The sequence below is a fragment of the Sphingomonas sp. TX0543 genome, assembly GCF_048565505.1.
Lineage (GTDB): Bacteria > Pseudomonadota > Alphaproteobacteria > Sphingomonadales > Sphingomonadaceae > Sphingomonas.
In genome coordinates this window covers 2,010,366-2,028,222 of sequence record NZ_JBLZUS010000002.1, presented here as the reverse complement: position 1 = coordinate 2,028,222, position 17,857 = coordinate 2,010,366, and the positions used below count along the sequence as shown (strand labels likewise).

At 66.7% G+C, this 17,857-nt stretch carries 22 protein-coding genes and 2 tRNA genes; 8 read left to right on the top strand and 16 right to left on the bottom strand.

The genetic code is table 11. From position 1 onward, the window contains the following. The first annotated feature begins 11 nt into the window (after positions 1 to 11). Positions 12 to 272: an SWIB/MDM2 domain-containing protein gene (locus tag ACM61V_RS10325; protein WP_137785587.1), complete on the top strand. Its 261-nt coding sequence runs from the start codon at positions 12 to 14 to the stop codon at positions 270 to 272. Positions 273 to 392: 120 nt separating this feature from the next. On the opposite strand, the gene ACM61V_RS10320 is transcribed toward ACM61V_RS10325, so the two are convergent. The 5 genes from ACM61V_RS10320 to ACM61V_RS10300 form a co-directional block, all read right to left on the bottom strand. Continuing rightward, a tRNA-Arg gene (locus tag ACM61V_RS10320) sits at positions 393 to 469 on the bottom strand. Positions 470 to 583: 114 nt separating this feature from the next. Next, entirely contained in the window at positions 584 to 1,015 is a 432-nt protein-coding gene (locus tag ACM61V_RS10315; protein WP_137785588.1) for a DUF1178 family protein, read from the bottom strand. Continuing rightward, positions 1,012 to 1,836, bottom strand: coding sequence for a carbon-nitrogen hydrolase family protein (locus ACM61V_RS10310; protein WP_137785589.1), 825 nt, complete (start codon positions 1,834 to 1,836; stop codon positions 1,012 to 1,014). Before ACM61V_RS10310 ends, ACM61V_RS10315 begins: the two co-directional genes overlap by 4 nt. After that, positions 1,833 to 2,090, bottom strand: a complete 258-nt coding sequence (gene grxC, locus ACM61V_RS10305; RefSeq protein ID WP_137785590.1) for a glutaredoxin 3 — start codon at positions 2,088 to 2,090, stop codon at positions 1,833 to 1,835. Before grxC ends, ACM61V_RS10310 begins: the two co-directional genes overlap by 4 nt. A 32-nt stretch (positions 2,091 to 2,122) precedes the next feature. Further along, positions 2,123 to 2,848, bottom strand: a complete 726-nt coding sequence (locus tag ACM61V_RS10300) for a ComF family protein (RefSeq protein ID WP_137785591.1) — start codon at positions 2,846 to 2,848, stop codon at positions 2,123 to 2,125. Between the two features lie 98 nt (positions 2,849 to 2,946). Here ACM61V_RS10300 and ACM61V_RS10295 point away from each other — a divergent pair, with 98 nt between their 5' ends. Further along, positions 2,947 to 3,780 (top strand): class I SAM-dependent methyltransferase, encoded by an 834-nt coding sequence (locus ACM61V_RS10295; RefSeq protein WP_137785592.1) that lies wholly within the window; start codon positions 2,947 to 2,949, stop codon positions 3,778 to 3,780. Between the two features lie 75 nt (positions 3,781 to 3,855). Here the strand turns inward: ACM61V_RS10295 and ACM61V_RS10290 are convergent. Beyond that, positions 3,856 to 3,932, bottom strand: a tRNA-Pro gene (locus tag ACM61V_RS10290). Between the two features lie 48 nt (positions 3,933 to 3,980). Continuing rightward, positions 3,981 to 4,286, bottom strand: coding sequence for a putative quinol monooxygenase (locus ACM61V_RS10285; RefSeq protein WP_137785593.1), 306 nt, complete (start codon positions 4,284 to 4,286; stop codon positions 3,981 to 3,983). A gap of 122 nt (positions 4,287 to 4,408) precedes the next feature. On the opposite strand from ACM61V_RS10285, the gene yajC reads away from it, so the two are divergent. From yajC to ACM61V_RS10265, 4 genes are read left to right on the top strand one after another with little or no spacing between them, the layout of a single operon-like run. Continuing rightward, positions 4,409 to 4,747: a preprotein translocase subunit YajC gene (yajC, locus tag ACM61V_RS10280; protein ID WP_137785594.1), complete on the top strand. Its 339-nt coding sequence runs from the start codon at positions 4,409 to 4,411 to the stop codon at positions 4,745 to 4,747. Between the two features lies 1 nt (position 4,748). Next, positions 4,749 to 6,353, top strand: a complete 1,605-nt coding sequence (gene secD, locus ACM61V_RS10275; RefSeq protein ID WP_137785595.1) for a protein translocase subunit SecD — start codon at positions 4,749 to 4,751, stop codon at positions 6,351 to 6,353. Positions 6,354 to 6,367: 14 nt separating this feature from the next. Beyond that, positions 6,368 to 7,330, top strand: a complete 963-nt coding sequence (gene secF / locus ACM61V_RS10270) for a protein translocase subunit SecF (RefSeq protein WP_137785596.1) — start codon at positions 6,368 to 6,370, stop codon at positions 7,328 to 7,330. Between the two features lies 1 nt (position 7,331). Next, positions 7,332 to 7,700 (top strand): Mth938-like domain-containing protein, encoded by a 369-nt coding sequence (locus tag ACM61V_RS10265; RefSeq protein WP_249341415.1) that lies wholly within the window; start codon positions 7,332 to 7,334, stop codon positions 7,698 to 7,700. On the opposite strand, the gene ACM61V_RS10260 is transcribed toward ACM61V_RS10265, so the two are convergent. Together ACM61V_RS10260 and ACM61V_RS10255 are read right to left on the bottom strand one after the other, a co-directional pair. Next, positions 7,685 to 8,854, bottom strand: coding sequence for a glycosyltransferase (locus ACM61V_RS10260; RefSeq protein WP_137785598.1), 1,170 nt, complete (start codon positions 8,852 to 8,854; stop codon positions 7,685 to 7,687). The two genes, ACM61V_RS10265 and ACM61V_RS10260, sit on opposite strands and share 16 nt — an antisense overlap. 73 nt (positions 8,855 to 8,927) lie before the next feature. Further along, entirely contained in the window at positions 8,928 to 9,938 is a 1,011-nt protein-coding gene (locus ACM61V_RS10255) for a polyprenyl synthetase family protein (RefSeq protein ID WP_137785599.1), read from the bottom strand. A 119-nt stretch (positions 9,939 to 10,057) separates the two neighbouring features. Here ACM61V_RS10255 and ACM61V_RS10250 point away from each other — a divergent pair, with 119 nt between their 5' ends. After that, on the top strand, positions 10,058 to 10,336 hold the full coding sequence (locus ACM61V_RS10250) for a chorismate mutase (protein ID WP_137785600.1): 279 nt from the start codon (positions 10,058 to 10,060) through the stop codon (positions 10,334 to 10,336). A gap of 50 nt (positions 10,337 to 10,386) precedes the next feature. Here ACM61V_RS10250 and ACM61V_RS10245 read toward each other — a convergent pair whose 3' ends face one another. The 6 genes from ACM61V_RS10245 to ACM61V_RS10220 all read right to left on the bottom strand — a co-directional run bounded on the left by ACM61V_RS10245 (position 10,387) and on the right by ACM61V_RS10220 (position 15,320). Continuing rightward, positions 10,387 to 10,638, bottom strand: coding sequence for a CPBP family intramembrane glutamic endopeptidase (locus tag ACM61V_RS10245; RefSeq protein WP_419713972.1), 252 nt, complete (start codon positions 10,636 to 10,638; stop codon positions 10,387 to 10,389). 8 nt (positions 10,639 to 10,646) lie between these two features. Beyond that, entirely contained in the window at positions 10,647 to 11,126 is a 480-nt protein-coding gene (locus tag ACM61V_RS10240) for a hypothetical protein (RefSeq protein WP_419713971.1), read from the bottom strand. Continuing rightward, a complete protein-coding gene (glpX, locus tag ACM61V_RS10235; protein ID WP_137785602.1) occupies positions 11,104 to 12,069 on the bottom strand; it encodes a class II fructose-bisphosphatase in 966 nt (321 codons plus the stop codon). Before glpX ends, ACM61V_RS10240 begins: the two co-directional genes overlap by 23 nt. Before the next feature lie 45 nt (positions 12,070 to 12,114). Further along, positions 12,115 to 13,704 (bottom strand): ABC-F family ATP-binding cassette domain-containing protein, encoded by a 1,590-nt coding sequence (locus ACM61V_RS10230; protein ID WP_137785603.1) that lies wholly within the window; start codon positions 13,702 to 13,704, stop codon positions 12,115 to 12,117. 132 nt (positions 13,705 to 13,836) lie between these two features. After that, on the bottom strand, positions 13,837 to 14,658 hold the full coding sequence (dapD, locus tag ACM61V_RS10225; RefSeq protein ID WP_137785604.1) for a 2,3,4,5-tetrahydropyridine-2,6-dicarboxylate N-succinyltransferase: 822 nt from the start codon (positions 14,656 to 14,658) through the stop codon (positions 13,837 to 13,839). After that, complete coding sequence (locus ACM61V_RS10220) at positions 14,655 to 15,320, bottom strand: pyrimidine 5'-nucleotidase (protein WP_137785605.1); 666 nt, start codon at positions 15,318 to 15,320, stop codon at positions 14,655 to 14,657. The genes dapD and ACM61V_RS10220 overlap by 4 nt, the downstream gene beginning before the upstream one ends. A gap of 97 nt (positions 15,321 to 15,417) precedes the next feature. On the opposite strand from ACM61V_RS10220, the gene ACM61V_RS10215 reads away from it, so the two are divergent. Further along, positions 15,418 to 16,413, top strand: coding sequence for an LLM class flavin-dependent oxidoreductase (locus tag ACM61V_RS10215; RefSeq protein ID WP_137785606.1), 996 nt, complete (start codon positions 15,418 to 15,420; stop codon positions 16,411 to 16,413). Between the two features lie 12 nt (positions 16,414 to 16,425). Here the strand turns inward: ACM61V_RS10215 and ACM61V_RS10210 are convergent, their stop codons facing one another. Next, entirely contained in the window at positions 16,426 to 17,814 is a 1,389-nt protein-coding gene (locus ACM61V_RS10210; RefSeq protein WP_419713970.1) for a diguanylate cyclase, read from the bottom strand. Positions 17,815 to 17,857 lie beyond the last annotated feature (43 nt).

The following is a 17,857-nucleotide window of genomic DNA, read 5'->3' as shown; positions in this document are numbered from 1 at the left end:
GAAGGAATACAATGGCTACGACTACCAAGAGCGGCGGCATCCACGCGCCCGTCCAGCCCTCCCCGGAGCTGGGCGCGATCGTCGGCAACGACAAGCTGCCGCGCAGCCAGGTGATCAGCAAGGTGTGGGATTACATAAAGTCGCACAAGCTGCAAAATCCCGAGAACAAGCGCGAAATTCTTGCCGATGAAAAGCTCAAGAAGGTTTTCGGCAGGGACAAGGTGACGATGTTCGAGATGAACAAATATATCTCGCAGCACGTGAAGGCCTGAAGCCTGCTTCGGCGCCGGTCGCGCAAGATCGGCGCCGCTTTATCGCTTACCGCTGCCAGTTGGCGCGGCACTTTCCAATCGCGATAGTTCGGGCGAAGCCGTAAACGGCGGCGCAAGATCTGGCGTCCCCGAGAGGATTCGAACCTCCGACCTGCGGTTTAGGAAACCGTTGCTCTATCCTGCTGAGCTACGGGGACCGGCCACGATCGCCCTAGAGGCTGGACCGGGAGCGGTCAATCGAGTTGCTCGCGCAGCGGCCGTACCATTGCACGGGCCGGCGCGTTCTTCTCCAGCGCCGCGAAATAGACATGTCAGTTGAGAGATTCGGGCGGCCGAACCGGCAGTGGCAATGGCGCGACCGGCACCCCTTCGTCGATCAGCGCCTTCGCCTCGGCGGGGGTCGCCTGTCCGTGGATCGAGCCATGCTCGCGCTCGCCAAGATGCATCGACCGGGCTTCCTCGGCGAACCGGCTGCCGACCCACTGCGATCCCTCCAGCGCCCGCGCCTGCGCCGCCGCGAGCGCTTCAAGCGCGCGCTTCATCTGGTCGGGCGCGGCAGCCGCGGCAGCGCGCTCTCCCTTTGGCGCGACGCGCGGCGCCATCACAGCCTTGGTGATATCGGTCGAGCCGCACAACGGGCAGGCGATCAGCCCGCCGGCACGCTGCCCTTCGAACGCCTCCGAAGAAGCGAACCATGTCTCGAAAACGTGGTCATCCGGGCACCGCAGATCGAATACGATCACCGCGAAACCTCTACCGGCGGAATCCCGCGACGGTGCTTCAACACCGGAATACGTGCGCGCACGGCGTCGAGCGCGGCCGGATCGAGCGCGATAAATCCGATGCCGGGCGCCTCCCCCATGTCGAGCAGCACCTCGCCCCAGGGATCGACGACCAGCGAGTGCCCATAGGTTTCGCGGCCATCCTCGTGCTCGCCAGTCTGCGCGGCCGCGATCACAAACGCGGCGGACTCGATCGCACGCGCGCGCATCAGCACGTGCCAGTGCGCCGCGCCCGTCGGTCGTGTAAAGGCCGCCGGGATGCTCAGCACGGTCGCCCCCGCATCACTGAGCGCGGCATAAAGCCCCGCGAAACGCAGATCGTAACAGATGCTGAGACCAAGGCGTCCGATCGGCGTTTCGACAGCAACCGCAGAGGCGCCGGCGGTATAGCTGGCCGACTCGCGCCAGCGCTCGCCAGTCGGCAGATCGACATCGAACAGGTGCAGCTTGTCATACCGCGCGCGCACGTTCCCGGCCGCATCGATCACGAAGCTGCGATTGGCGAGCAGGCCGTCCGGCCGGCGCAACGCCAGCGAACCCAGCTGGACCCAGATTCCAGCCTCCCTCGCCGCCGCGCGAACGGCAGCAAGGACGGCGTCCTCCTCCTCGGCCGCGATCGATGCTGCCGCACGCTCCCGGTCACGATCGAGCAGCCCGGACATTTCCGGCGTGAACAACATCGCCGCCCCGCCCTGCCCGGCAGCCCGGACCGCCTCCACCAGCGCGGCCGCGTTGCGCGACGGATCGATCCCGGTATTAAGCTGGGCGAGCGCTACCTTCATGATCCAAGCAGCGCATCCAGCTTTCCCTCGGAATCGAGCGCGGCAAGATCATCGGAGCCGCCGATGTGACGACCATCGATGAACACCTGCGGCACGCTGGTGCGGCCGCCGGCGCGCTCCAGCATCTCGGCCCGCTTCGGGCCGCCCATCGTGAGATCATATTCGATCGGCTCGACGCCCTTTTCCGCCAGCAGGCGCATCGCACGCGCGCAATAGGGGCAGAAGGCTTTGGTGTAGATTTCAACTTTTGCCATGCCGTAGGAAGTGTGGGGCGATGGCCCGCTTGTCAATCCGCGTCGCCCTCATCGAGCACCCGCGCCCAGCATAATATCGTGACCGAAGCGGCGCCCGCCGCCAGCAACGCCTGGGTCGCGGCATTTGCGGTGGCGCCGCTGGTATGCACATCGTCAACGAGCACCACATTGCGGCCACGCATGCGATCGGCCCCGCGCGGCGCCACGCGAAATACTCCCCGCAGAGCCGCCCGCCGCTCGCGCGCACTCAGCCCGCGGAGCATCGGTGTAGCCCTGAACCGTTCAAGGATCCGGTGGTCCGCCGGCACGGTGCTCATGCGCGAAAGCGCGGCGGCGAGCAGCCCGGCCTGGTTGTAGCCACGTCGCCACAGCCGCCATCGGTGCAGCGGCACCGGCAACAGCAGATCGGCATCGGCCGGCATCAACCGGATCATCTGCCGCGCCGCCGTATCGGCATAGGCCGTGCGGCCGGCGTATTTGAGCTTCAGCGCCAGCGTTCGTGCGACATCGCCATAAGCGACGGCGGCGCGCACCCCGCGATGGCGCGGCGCATCGACAATACATGCCGCGCAGCGCGCCTCCTCGCCGCGCGCATAATCGAACGGCACATTGCACCCCGCGCACCACGGAGGACCGACGAACCGCAGGCTCCCCCAGCAAGGCGCGCAGAAATGATGATCCGCCACCGTCACCGTCCCGCACCCGGGGCAGCGAGGCGGCAGCGCAACCTTCAGCAACTGGCGCATCGCCTCACGCATACTGGCTCCCCCCGGATCCCCCTTGTCCCGCCGATCGGCCGGGGGCACAAGCCGCGATCGCCGCGCCCCCCGGCATGCACGTTCACAGGACCGATCCCATGCATCCGCCTGAAATTTTCGACCGTGCCGCCCGCCGACTGCGTCGCGACCGGATCGCGGGCGCTTATGCCGATCACGATTTCCTCCGCAACGCGATGATCGACGGCCTCCTCGATCGCCTGGCGAGCGTGAAGCGCGAGTTTCGCGAGGTTTTGGATCTCGGCGCGTTCGACGGGAGCTTTGCCCTGCCGGGTGCCCGGATCGCGCGGCTCGATCCGGGGCGGCGTTTCGCCGCCGCCACCGGCGGCGTGCAGGCCGATGAGGACCGGCTGCCGTTCCGCGACGCGTCGTTCGACCTGGTCGTATCGGCGGGCTCGCTCGACACGGTGAACGATCTGCCCGGCGCGCTCGCGCTGGTGCGGCGCGCGCTTAGGCCGGACGGGCTGTTCCTCGCCGCATTCACCGGTGCGGGCTCGCTCGCCACATTGCGTGCAGCGCTGCGCCAGGCGGAGGGGGAGAACCCCGCGCCGCGCCTCCACCCGCAAATCGACGTGCGTGCCGCGGGCGATCTGCTGATGCGCGCGGGATTTGCGTTGCCGGTCGCCGATATCGAGACGCTCGATGTCCGCTATGCCAGTTTCGGGCGCCTGCTCGACGATCTGCGCGGCATGGGCGCCAGCAACATCCTGGCCGGGCGCCGCGCGATGCGCAGGGACGTGCTGGCGCGCGCCGCCGCCGCATTCGCGCAGCGCGCGGAAGCCGACGGGCGAACCACCGAGCGGTTCGCGATCATCTATCTGACCGGCTGGGCGCCATCCCCGGATCAGCCGACACCCGCGCGGCGAGGAAGCGCCACCGCCTCATTGGCGGCGGCGATCGGCAAACGGGATTGAAGCCCCGGAATTCCGCGATCTTCCAATGGATGAACCGCAAGTCGCCGCCAAGGGACGGCTGGTTTGCGGTAAAATTGGTCGGGGCGACAGGATTCGAACCTGCGACCCCCACACCCCCAGTGTGATGCGCTACCAGGCTGCGCTACGCCCCGACCGGAGGGCGGCCTCTACGCGCCCCCCGCGGACAACGCAAGCCGGGTTCAGACCAGTTTGCGCCAGTGCGCCCCGTCCCACGCATCGACGGCCATCGCCTGGGGCGAATGATCGCGCAGCGCCCGGCCGAACGCCTTCTGGTGATCCGCCGCTCCGTGCGCCGCCAGCGCTTCGACACTGGCCCAGCGCTCAGCGACGCGGATCAGATCCGGGTCAGCGGCGTCGAACGCGAAACTATACTCGTCGCACCCCTCCTCCGTCAGCACCTTCCTGGCATGATCGGCCAGCAGCCCGGCCGCCTTGGCGCCTTCCCCGGCGGCCAGCTTGATAGTCCCCATCACCAATATCGTCATCGCTCTCTCCTGCGGACTCGTTGCTTTCACGCCGCCTCATGTTGCACCGATATCGTTACGATGATAGCGCCCGGGGCTTCCGCGCGGGCCTTTCGCCCGCCGTATAATCATGAACGGGTAAAATGCTCATTTCTCCAGCTTACGCCCAGGTTGCCGGGGGCGCCGCGCAGCAGAGCGGGATCGCCGGCTTTCTTGGTCTCGCGCCGCTGTTCCTGGTCTTCATCGTCTTTTATTTCCTGATGATCCGCCCGCAACAACGGCGGATGAAGACGCTGCAGAGCGCGGTTTCCGCGGTGAAGAAGGGTGATTCGGTCGTCACCGCCGGCGGCCTGCTCGGCAAGGTGACGAAGGTCGAGGAAACCGTGGTCGAGGTGGAGATCGCGCCGAGCACGCGCGTTCGCGTGGTCAAGGCGACGCTCGCCGAAGTGACGCCGCTCGGCGGCAAGCCGGCGAACGACTGAGATGCTGGACTTCCCGCGCTGGAAGGTCTTTTCGATCTGGGCGCTGCTCGCGGTGCTGGTGGCGCTCGCCATCCCAAGCCTGCTGCCGCAGCGCGTCACCGATCAATGGGGCCGTTTTCCGCATCCGCGCATCAACCTCGGTCTCGATCTGGCCGGCGGCAGCTATCTGCTGCTCGAAGCGGATGTGAGCGACCTCCAGTCGAGCCGGCTGGAGCAGATGCGCGAACAGGTGCAGACGGAGATGCGTCGCCAGAACCCGCGGATCGAGATCGGCGAGATCTCGACGCGCGACGGCAAGCTGACCTTCCTGCTGCGTGATCCGACGCAGGTCGATGCGGCGCGCGAGCGCCTGCTGTCGATCACGGGCGGCGGCGCGGGGATGACCGGCCAGCGTGAATGGGACATCGCCGTAATCGACACGAGCCGCTTCGTTCTCACGCCGACGGCCGCCGGCCTCGCTCAGGCCGTCGATCGCGCGATGGGCGATGCTACCGAGGTGGTTCGGCGGCGGATCGACGAACTCGGCACGCGCGAGCCGACGATCATCCGGCAGGGCTCCAGCCGCATCGTCGTTCAGGTGCCGGGGCTCCAGAATCCGCAGGCGCTCAAGGATCTGCTCGGCAAGACCGCCAAGCTTGAGTTCAAGCTGGTCGACCCGACCGCCACCCCGGATCAGCTCCGCAACAAGCAGGCGCCGATCGGCAGCCAGATCCTGCCCTATCCGAACAACCCCAGCGGCGTGCCGTTCATCGCCGTGAAGCGCTCCGTGATCATCACCGGCGACATGCTCACCGACGCGCGGCAGGAATTCTCGCCGCAGACGAACGAGCCACAGGTGGCGATCACGTTCGACAGCCAGGGCGGGCGTCGCTTCGCCAAGGTGACGCAGGAGAATGTCAACAAGCCGTTCGCGATCATCCTCGACAACAGCGTGATTTCCGCGCCGAACATCAACGAGCCGATCATGGGCGGCCGGGCATCGATCTCCGGCAGCTTCACGGTGGAAAGCGCCAACCAGCTCGCCATCGCGCTGCGCTCGGGCAAACTGCCCGTCGCGCTGAAGGTGGTGGAGGAATCGACCGTCGGCCCCGATCTGGGCGCCGATTCGATCCGCGCCGGCATCCTTGCGTCCGCCGTCGCGGTCGCGCTGGTCGTCGCGTTCATGTTCATCACCTACGGCCGCTTCGGCCTCTATGCGAACCTCGCGGTGGTCATCAACGTCTTCGTCATCGTGGGCGTCCTGGCACTGATCGGCGGCACGCTCACCCTGCCGGGCATCGCCGGATTCGTGCTGACGATCGGCACCGCGGTGGACGCCAACGTGCTCATCAACGAGCGCATCCGCGAAGAGCGGCATCGCGGGCGATCGATCGTACAGGCGGTGGAACTGGGCTATAAGGAGGCGAGCCGCACGATCTTCGAGGCGAACATGACGCACGCCATCTCCGGCGTCATCATGTTCGTGCTGGGTTCGGGGCCGGTAAAGGGCTTCGCGGTGGTATTGCTGATCGGCATCGTCACCTCGGTGTTCACCGCCGTCACCTTCACGCGGATGCTGGTCGCGCAATGGTTGCGCCGCGCCAAGCCCAAGACGATCAACATCTGAGGCGAGCGAGAACCATGAAACTTTTGAAGCTCGTCCCCGACGATACGAACATCGACTTCGTCCGCCTGCGCAAATGGGCGTTCGCCCTAACGCTGGTGCTCAGCCTGCTTGCGGTGGGCCTCACCTTCGCACGCGGGCTGAACTTCGGCGTCGATTTCGAGGGCGGCCTGATGATCGAGGAGAAGTTCGCGAGCGCGCCCGATCTCGATCACGTCCGCAAGGTGGTCGATTCCCTCGGCGTGGGCGATGCATCGCTCCAGCAGTTCGGCGACCCCAAGACGATCACCGTCCGCCTGCCGGTGCAGCAGGGCGCGGACGAAGGCGCGACCAACGCCGTCGTCAAAAAGGTGGAAGTCGCGCTCGGCCAGAACTTCCCGGGCGCGACGTTCAGCCGCTATTCCACCGTGTCCGGCAAGGTATCCGGCGAGTTGATCCGTAACGGCGTGCTGGCGGTGGTGCTGGCGGTGCTGGGCATCGGCCTGTTCGCGATCGTTCGCTTCGAATGGCAGTTCGGCGTCTCGACCATCGTGGCGATCGTGCACGATCTGTTGATGACGCTGGGCTTCTTCGCGCTGACGCAGTTCGAATTCGATCTGAATATCGTCGCCGCCGTGCTGACGATCATCGGCTATTCGATCAACGACAAGATCGTCATCGACGACCGCATCCGCGAGAACATGCGCCGCTATCGCAAGATGGACATGCGCGAGATCATCAACCTGTCGGTCAACGAAACGCTGCCGCGTACCGTGATGACCTCCGTGACGATCCTGCTCGCACTGCTCGCGTTGCTGTTCCTCGGCGGCCATGTGCTGCGCGGCTTCACGGCGGCGATGATCCTGGGCATCGTGGTCGGCACCTATTCGTCGATCTACGTTTCCTCCTCGCTGCTCATCACGCTCGGCCTGCGCGCCGAGCCGACCGGGGCGCGCGGCGATGTCGAGCGGGCGGAGCGCGTGGGGCCGCGCGAAGGCTGACGTGGAACTGGAACGTACCCGCGACCCTGCCGGGCCGATCGTCAAGGGCATCGGCCCGGCGGGCTTCCGCACCGATGACGGCACGTTCGCCGCATTGCTGATGACGGTGGATGCGGTCGCCGCATGGCGCCCGCCCCCGCTGGCCGAGCTGTCGCCGGATCATCTGGCGCCATTGCTCGCGGGCAACCCGGAATTCGTCCTCATCGGCACCGGCGGGGATCTTTCGCGACCGCCATCCGCACTGGTTGCTTCGCTGGAAGATCGCGGTATCGGCGTCGAGGCGATGGACAGCCGCGCCGCCGCGCGTGCGTGGGGCGTGCTGCGCGGTGAAGGGCGACAGATCGCCGCCGCGCTCTATCCGCTCGCCTGACGCGCCGCCACCAGGCCCGCGAGGTGCGCATGCAGCGCCGCGGTATTCGCCTCCCATGTGAACGGGAGCGCCTGAGCGCGCACCGCCTCCGATGACGGCGGATCGGCGAGCAGCGTGGCGATCGCGGCGGCGAAGGAATCCGCGTCGCGCGCGACCACGCGCCCTGCGGCGGGAACGGTCACCACCTCATGCGCCCCACCCGCGGGCGGGATGACGATCGGAGTTCCGCACGCCAGCGCCTCGACCCATGCGTTCGCCAGCCCCTCCGACGATGACGCCAGCGCCATGACGTCCGCCGCCGCGATCAGGCCGGGAAGCTCCTCATGAGGCACCGAGCCAAGCAGGCGGACCCGGTTCGCCAGACCTGACCGCTCGATCCGCGCCGCCAGCGCGCCGTGAGCCTCCCCCGCGCCGGCGACAAGCAGCGTCACCCCGTCGAGCCGCGAAATCGCATCGATCACCACATCGTGCCCCTTGCGCGGTATCAATGCGCCGACCGACACGACAAGCGGCCCGGCCACCCCCAGCCGCGCCTTCGCCGCCGCGCGGTCGCCCGGCGCGAACCGCGCCAGATCGACGCCGGTATGGTGAACCCGCACTTTCTCCGCCGGAATGCCGATCGCCGCCATGTCCGCAGCCATCGCCCGTGACACGGCGAGCAGCCCGTCCGCCGCCAGCCCTGCGCTCACCACCTGTCGCGCGGTGGCGCGGGCATGGCCCCAATGATGAATATCCGCCCCCCGCGCCTTGATCGACACCGGAATGCCGAGCTCCCGCCCCAGTGCGACCGCCGCCGGCCCGTCCGGGAAGAAGAATGAGGCATCGATCACATCGAACGCGCGCCCGCCAATCGCGCGCCGCACGGCGCGGAGCATCGCGGGCGCATGAAACCGGCCGCCAGTCCCCGGCAAGACGATGAAGCGCGGCCTCAACAGCTCAACGCCTTTCCACATCTCGCGCGCGGGCAACGCCGCCAATGCGCGATACCGCGGATGCCGAGAAAGCGGCCACGGCGGAATCCCGACCGGCGCGACGATCGTCAGCGCGACCGAGGGATGCGCCGCGAGCCCCAATGTCTGCCGCTCGACGAAGACGCCGAAATTCGGCCGCGTCGCATCGGGGAACAGCGAGGAAAGGGTCAATACGCGCAGCATCGCGCAGTGATCTAGCGGAAGGGCGTTAAGGCTTCACGATCGATCGAAGACAGGCCGGTGCGAGCCGTTCGTATCAGTAAGCTCGCGCCACGGCGAACTTCACCGCCTCGACCATCGCATCCTTCGCCTCGCCCGCGGCGAACGGGCCGAGCGCATCGATCGCGCGCTGGCCATAGTGGCGGGCGCGCGCCAGCGTATCGTCCACCGCACGGGTGGCGCGCACCAGTTCGACCGCCTGGGCGAAATCCGCATCGCTGTCGCGCCGCCCCTCCACCGCGTCTTTCCAGAACCGGCGGTCCACATCCGATCCGCGCGCATAAGCGAGGATCACGGGAAGCGTCATCTTGCCCTCGCGGAAATCGTCGCCCGCGTCCTTGCCCATCGTGCCGGCATCGGAAACATAATCGATCGCGTCGTCGACAAGCTGGAAGGCGATGCCGAGATTGCGGCCATAGGCATCGAGCGCCGCTTCCTCGCTCTCGGGCCGCTCGGCCACCACAGCGGCAATACGGCAGGCGGCCGCGAACAGCGCAGCAGTCTTCGCGTTGATGATATCGAGATAGCGATCCTCGCCCAGATCGATCCGACGCGCGGCGGTGAGCTGATTAACCTCGCCCTCCGCGATCACGGCGCTGGCATTAGACAGGATCTTCAGCACCTTCAGGCTGCCGTCCTCCACCATCAGCTCGAAGCTACGGCTGAACAAAAAATCCCCCACCAGCACGCTCGCGGGATTACCCCAGATCAGGTTCGCCGTGCGCTTGCCGCGTCGCAGGTCCGAGCCGTCCACCACGTCGTCATGCAGCAGCGTCGCCGTGTGGATGAACTCCACCGCCGCCGCCAGCCGATGATGCCGCGCGCCCATGTAACCCAGCAGCCGCGCGCTCGCGAGCGTCAGCATGGGGCGCATCCGCTTGCCGCCGCCCGCGATCAGATGCCCGGCAAGCTCCGGGATCAGCGGGATCTGGGACTGCATGCGATCGAGGATCGCCGCATTGACCATGTTCATGTCACCGGCGACCAGCGCGATCATCGGTTCGAGAGAGGGGGCCCGATCGGCCAGACGGTGAATGGTGGCGCTCATCTGCTGGCAGGCTCTAGGCCACGGCCAAGAAAACGCAATAAGCGCTATTGCGGGCCGAGCCTTGCGCGCGCGCCGCTCCCCACGCAAAAGGCGCGGGACTGACGGATTCGGGGGGCGAGATGCCGGACGACGTGCTTAAGGGTTATCGCAAGAGCATCGACAATATCGATGCCGCGCTCGTCTGCCTGCTTGCCGAGCGGTTCAAGATCACGCAGGCGGTCGGCCGGCACAAGGCGACCTCGGGCATGCCCCCCGCCGATCCCGGCCGTGAGGAGGCGCAGATCACGCGGCTGCGCCAGCTCGCCGAGGATGCCGAGCTGGACCCGGAATTCAGCGAGAAGTTCCTGCGCTTCATCATCGACGAGGTGATCCGCCACCACGAGCGGCTGCGGGCCTGAGGCAGCGCGCGCGCCGTGATGCGCGACTGACCTGTCTTTCGGTCGATCGATCATATCCGCCGCGGCCGCCATGCACCCGTAACCGCGGGGCGGATGACCAGGCTGTTTAGATCGACGATGATATGTGCGGCGATCGCGAGCCACAATGCCCCGCTTGCGAAGTAGAACGCGACGAAGACGAGACCGGTCAACCCGGTCGCGACCACTCCCGCGATCCCCTGATAACGATGCGCGGCGGCGAACATCAGCGAGGAAACGACGAACCCGGCAAGCGCGCTTCCGCTTGCGAGCGCGACCAGCAATGGCAGCGTCAGGCGAAAATACAGCTCTCCGCCACCCCGGCCACGATCGACAGAACCACGCCCCAGCCAAGATCGGCACGGTCGCGCGGCAGAAGCCAGCCGAGTTCGCCGAACATCGGCCCGCGCAGCCCCTTCCGCCGCCACCGAATGAAGGCGATCGCGCCGCCGATCGTGCTGCCGCCCGCAGCGCCGACCAGCAGCATCCAACCATCGCTCGCAACGATCCAGCCCGCGACCCCGACCTCCCTGGCAAGCCGCTGAAAGGAAGCCGGCAGCACCCACAAAGCGCGCCATTCGCCCGCGAGCGCCAGCGCAAGGAGCGCTGGCAATGCAAAACCCGCAATCTGGCGGACGGTTACGGCGAGATAGGCGCCTGACCGCCCATGCCCGAAATCCAGCCTCAGACGACGCCGCAGATACCAGCTCATCGCGAGCATCGCGACGAGCAGCAGCGCTGCAATCACGTCACCGCTCGATGCGATGCTCACCCTTCACCCAGCGCACCGTGCCGGACGAGGCGCGCATCACGACGCTCTCGGTCGTCATCTTGTCACCACGACGCTTGACGCCCTCCAGCAGCGAACCATCGGTCACGCCGGTCGCCGCGAAGATGCAATCGCCCTTGGCAAGATCCTTCAGATCATATTGGCGATCGAGATCGGTGATGCCCCATTTGCGGGCGCGCGCGCGCTCATCCTCGTTGCGGAACAGCAGCCGCCCCTTGAACTGCCCGCCGACACAGCGCAGCGCGGCACAGGCCAGCACGCCCTCCGGCGCGCCGCCAGACCCCATGTAGACGTCGATGGTGGTATCGGGATTGGTGGTGGCGATCACACCGGCCACGTCGCCGTCGCCGATCAGCACGATCCCGCAGCCGATCGCGCGCAGCTCCGCTATCAGCTTTTCGTGACGCGGGCGATCGAGCACGCAGGCCATGATCTCGTTCGGCTCCACGCCCTTGGCGGCGGCGATCGCCTTGATGTTTTCGGTCGGCGACTTGTCGAGATCGAGGATATTCTCCGGGAAGCCCGGTCCGACAGCCAGCTTGTCCATATAGACATCCGGCGCGTTGAGAAGGCCGCCGGCTTCCGCGATCGCCAGAACCGCCAGGCTGTTCGGCCCGGATTTGGCGCAGATCGTGGTGCCTTCGAGCGGATCGAGCGCGATATCGATCTTCGGCCCGGTGCCGCTGCCCACCTTTTCGCCGATGAACAGCATCGGCGCCTCGTCCCGCTCACCTTCGCCGATCACGACGGTGCCGTCCATGTCGAGGCTGTTGAGCGCTTCCCGCATCGCCTCCACGGCGGCGGCGTCGGCCGCCTTCTCGTCACCGCGCCCAACGAGCGTGGACGCGCCGATCGCGGCGGCTTCTGTAACACGCACCATTTCGAGCACGAGAACGCGATCGAGAACCTGACTGGCTTTGGGCATCGAATTCCCCTTGAGACTTTCCCGCGCCGATAGGAGGCGCGTGGATCAATGTCGAGATGATGTTTGGTCGATCCAGATCCGGCGCTCGATCCCGATCGCCTCGAGAAACGCCCGATCGTGGCTGACGACCAGCAGCGCGCCGTCGAAATCGAGCAGCGCACGCTCAAGAACCTCGATCGAATCCAGATCGAGATGATTGGTCGGCTCGTCGAGCAACAGGAGCCAGGGCGGCCGCTCACCCGCCAATGCGCAGGCCAACCCCGCACGCAGCCGCTCTCCCCCCGATAGCGCCCCCGCAGGCTTGAGCGCGCCGCGATTGCGAAAAGCGAAGCGCGCGCACACCGCCCGCGCCTCTCGTTCTTCGAGCGCCGGATTGAGCCGCTGGAGATTGCCCAGGACGGTATCCCCGTCGCCGAGCAACCTCACGTGCTGATCGAGCATCACCGCGCGCTCGGTGCACCGCACAATGCCGCCATCAGGCGCGATCGCCCCGCTCGCAAGCTTCAGAAATGTCGTCTTGCCAGCGCCGTTCGCCCCCATGATCGCAACGCGTTCCGGCCCCCGCATCGACAGGGACCACGGGCCGAAGACACGGCCGCCAAAAGCCACGCTCGCCCGCTCGATCGAGAGCACCGCGGCGTTGGCAGCCAGGCCGGTGGGCGGGAGCGCAATCGTCAGCGGCGTCAACACCTCAACCTGCGCTCGTGCCTCATCCGCCCGGGCACCCGCATCCGATACCAGCCGTTCGCCAATGCGCCGACCGCGCGCGGCACTGTTTTCCGCCCGCCGCTCCATCGCGCCCAGCAGGATCCGTGGTTCCGATTTTCGCGCGGCGAAGGCGCGCCCGGCCTTGTCGCGCCGTTCCTGCGCCTCATGCCGCGCTTGCGCCTCGCGCCGGGCCGCACGCAGCCGCGCCTCGCCACGTTCGAGCTCGCTCGCCGCGCGCTGGCGGTCGGCATCGCGCGCGGCCGCGAACTCGCTCCAGCCACCGCCGACGATGCGGATGCCGATCGGCGTAAGCTCGACGATGCGATCCATCTTTTCCAGCAGCGCGCGATCATGGCTCGCCACGATCATCCCGCCGCGCCAGCCGGTGACAAGATCGTTCACCGCGGCGCGGCCCGCCATATCCATATTATTGGTCGGCTCGTCGAGCAGCAGAACGTCGGGGGCCGCAATCCTGAGTCGCGCGATCCCGACGCAGGCGCGCTCACCGCCGCTCAGAGACGCAACCGGGCGATCGAGCGCGATATCCGGCAGCCCGACCGCAGCAGTGGCTTGCGCGACACGCGCGTGAAGTTCCCAGTCGGCGGCCGCGAAATCGTCCGCCCTCCCCTCACCGGCCAGTACGCGCGCCAGCAGCGCAAGCGGCGCGGCGACGCCCAGCGCATCTGCAACGGTTTCGTCGGGTGAACATGCCTGCGCGAGCGTGCCGATCGTGCCCGCGCGCACGATCGTGCCGGCCGCGGGGTCGGTCGCGCCGGCGATGATCGCAAGCAACGTCGACTTGCCCGCGCCGTTGCGACCTACCAGCCCGACGCGCTCGGCGCCGAGGGAAAGCGTCAGATTGTCGAAAAGCCGGTGGCGATCAGGGGTGGCGGCGGCAATTGAATCGAGCGTCAGAAACGAAGTCATGAAGCACCGTGCAAGCGGATGAGACGAAGCGGTCGGCGTTGTTCATCCGGTGGTACACGGTGCTTACTCCATTCTTTTCCGGGGATTATAATGGGGCGGCGCGCCGATCCGCGCAACCACCCGCCCCGCTCTTCAATCGCGCAGAAGCTCGTTGATGCTCGTCTTGGACCGCGTCTGCGCATCGACCCGCTTGACGATAACCGCACAATAGAGGCCTAGGTTGCCGCCGGTCGAACCTGGCACCACGACCGAATAGGGCGGCACGTGCCCGCGGAAGACCTCACCGGTGGCACGATCGATGATCTTGGTCGAGGCGCCGAGATAGACGCCCATCGAGAGCACCGCGCCCTCGCCCACGCGCACGCCTTCCGCCACCTCGGCGCGCGCGCCGATGAAGGCGCCATCGCCGATGATGACCGGGTCCGCCTGCAGCGGTTCGAGCACACCACCGATGCCCGCGCCGCCGGAGAGATGGACGTTGCTGCCAATCTGCGCACAGCTGCCGACCGTCGCCCAGGCATCGATCATCGTCCCCTCGCCCACATGCGCGCCGATGTTGACGAAGCTGGGCATCAGGATCGCGCCCCTGGCGACGAACGCGCCGCGCCGGACGATGCTGCCGGGCACGGCGCGGAAGCCGGCCTCGCGGAACTCGCTTTCGCTCCAGCCGGAGAATTTCGACGGCACCTTGTCAAACCAGTGGCCGGCCCCGGGCCCGTTGTCGATCAGCGCATTGTCGTTGAGCCGGAACGACAGCAGCACCGCCTTCTTCAGCCACTGGTTGACGCGCCAGCCTCCCTCGCCGTCCGGCTCGGCGACGCGCGCCGCACCGGAATCAAGCAGCACCAGCGCGCGATCGACCGCTGCCCGCACCTCGCCGACGGTGGCCAGGCCGATCTCCGCGCGATTTTCCCATGCGGCGTCGATCGTCTGTTCAAGCTCGGTAATGCTCATGCCCGCTCCAATATATCGTGCAACCAATGGGTGAGATCGTGGGTGACGTGATCGATGAAGCTGCGGTCGCTGTCCGCCGCCTGCTCGGAGCCGTTGTCCACCCACACGGTCGTCATGCCGATGGCCTTCGCCGGCGCCAGATTGCGCGCCATGTCATCGACGAACAGCGACTCGCGCGGGTCTATCCCGAACGCCGCGCACAGCCCGGCATAGGCCGATGGCGCCGGCTTGGGCATCAGGTCCATCGCGTGGATATCGTGCACCGCCTCGAAGGAGGCGCCCAGCCCGAGCCGGTCGAGGACGCGCCGCGCATAGGGGCCGTCGCCGTTGGTGAACACGATCTTGCGGCCCGGCAGCTTGGCGATCGCGGCCGCCAGCGGCAGATTCTTCTCCAGCACGTCCATCTCGATATCGTGGACGAAATCGAGATAATGGTGAGGATCGATCTCATGCTCCGCCATCAGGCCAGCGAGCGTGGTGCCGTGCCCGAGAAAATAAGCCTTCTGAATCCGTCGCGCTTCGGGGAGATCGACGCCGAGAAGATCGGACACATAGGCCGCCATCTTCACGTCGATCAGCGCGAACAGATCGGCGCTCGCAGGATAGAGCGTGTTGTCCAGATCGAAGATCCAGTTTCGGATCGAAGCAAGCGTGGGCGGCATCGCGGCGGCCTTAGGCCGGTAAGATCGCAAGGACAACGCCGCGCGCGATCATCATGGGAGGTTGCGGATCGCAACCCATCACGCCACATCTGACAGCATGACTGGATATTCCCTGCTCGATCTCGTTCCCGTGGTACAGGGCGGCACTGTCGCCCAGTCGCTTGCCAATGCCGCCGATCTCGCGCGCCACGCCGAGCGCCATGGCTACAACCGTTACTGGGTGGCCGAGCATCACGGGATGGCCGGCATCGCCTCCGCCGCCACCGCCGTGGTGATCGCGCATGTCGCGCAGGCGACATCGACGATACGCGTCGGCGCAGGCGGCATCATGCTGCCCAATCACGCGCCGCTGCAGATCGCGGAGCAATTCGGGACGCTGGACGCGCTGTTTCCCGGCCGCATCGATCTGGGCCTCGGCCGGGCGCCGGGATCTGACCAGCGTGTCGCGCGCGCGCTGCGGCGGACGCTGGATACCGATCCGAACGCCTTCCCGAATGATGTCGTCGAATTGCAGAGCTATCTTGCCGACGACGGACGCACCGGCATCTCGGCGACGCCCGGCGCGGGCGCTAAACCGGAGCTGTGGATTCTCGGCTCAAGCCTGTTCGGCGCGCAGCTGGCCGCGATCCTCGGCTTGCCCTATGCCTTTGCCTCGCATTTCGCGCCGGATGCGCTCGATCAGGCGCTGGATGCCTATCGCAGCCAGTTCAGGCCTTCCGCTCAGCTGGCCAAGCCGCATGCGATGGCAGGATTCAACGTTTTCGCCGCGGATACCCATGAGGAAGCGGAATTTCTCGCCAGTTCGCAGCAACAGGCGTTCGTAGCGCTGCGCACTGGCAACCCGCGCCAATTGCCCCCGCCTGTCGCCGGATACCGCAGCAGCCTGCCGCCGCAACATGCCGCGATTCTCGATCATGTGCTGCAATGCACCGCGATCGGCACACGCGATGAAGTCGCGCGCGGGATAGACGCATTCGTCAGGCGCACCGATGTGAATGAGGTGATGCTCACCAGCATGATCTACGACCACGATGCGCGCAAACGTTCGCTGGCGATCGCGGCGGAGGCGATGCAGGCGCTGGAGCCGGCCTGACGGCACCCGCGTTCAGGCGGCGCGCAACACGCGCGAGCGGCCCGCTTCCTTCGCCGCATAGAGCGCCTGATCCGCCCGATTGATAAGCGCCTCCACCGTCTCATCATCGCGCCGTTCGGCAACGCCGCAGCTCATCGCGAGAAATAGCGATGCATCGTTGTCGATCGGCAACGGCTGATCGCGCAGGACCATCGCAAGCCGATCACATACCGACGCAGCTATGCCCTGATCGGTTGCGGGGAAGAAGATCATGAACTCGTCGCCACCGATGCGCGCCACGACATCCCCCTGCCGAACGCCGTTCGCGATAACGCGCGCAAAGTGAACCAGGGCGCGATCGCCCACATCGTGCCCGAAGCGGTCGTTGATATCCTTGAAGCGATCGAGATCCAGCACGGCGACGGCGATCCGCTCCTCGTAATGCACCGCCTCGATGCGCTCGTTCAGCGCTCCGCGATGCATCAGGCCGGTAAGCGGATCGGTTCCGGCGAGCCGGATCAGATCGGCCTCGCGAGCGCGCAGCCTGCGTTCGCTGTCCGCCAATTGGCGCAACAGGCGCGCTCGCGCCGAAAGGCTCGCCGCCACCGGCAGGCAGGTCAGCAGAACCATGGCCAGGAAGAATTGCACGAGATGCAGCCGCAATTCGGGCTGCTCGCCGTAGATCGCGAAGGTGGTCTGCGGACGATAAACCCCGATCGAACCGGCAACCGCGACGATCAGCAGGGCAAACTGCGTGCCGAGCCGCCCGAGCCGGAAGGCGGCGAGCATCAGCGGCGCGAACAGGATGAAGGCTATCGGCCGGCGCGCGACGATGAACACCAGCACCGCCGTTGCCGACACGAGCAGCACGATCGCGATGCATTCGAAATATTCGCGCTTCGAGCGATTGCGAAGCGCGCGCCAATATTCGCCCCCCAACAGCGAGGTGAAGAAGGGCGTGAAAACGAGCATGCCCAGCGCATCGCTGAAGAACGACAGCCGAAACGCCGAGACGAATTCCCGATCGTACCAAAGCCAGGTGACCGTCGCGCCGCCAAGCCCGCCGACGATCGGCGCGATGATTCCGGCCCAGAGGAGAAAGCGACCGACGTTCTCGGGAGCGCCCAGCACCTCGTCCGCCCCGATCGCCCGGCGTAATGCATAGGCAGCGATCATTACCTCGGTCGCGTCGATCAGGCCCCAGATGATCGGGACGACATGCGCGCCGCTCACGACAAGGTTCGCCAGAAAATTGCCGACAACCGAAATGAGCAGCATGTCGCTCCACGCGACGCGTTTCGGCTGAAGCAGCATCGCGAGCAGGACCGCGTTGGCCGGCCAGATCGGTGGAACTTCGTGAAGATCGCTGGATAGCCAAACGGTGCCGCTGGCCAGAACGAAGTATAGAACGGCGGCGCTCAATGCGGCCGATAGTCTCTCGCGTCCCATAAGCTTATCGGTAACC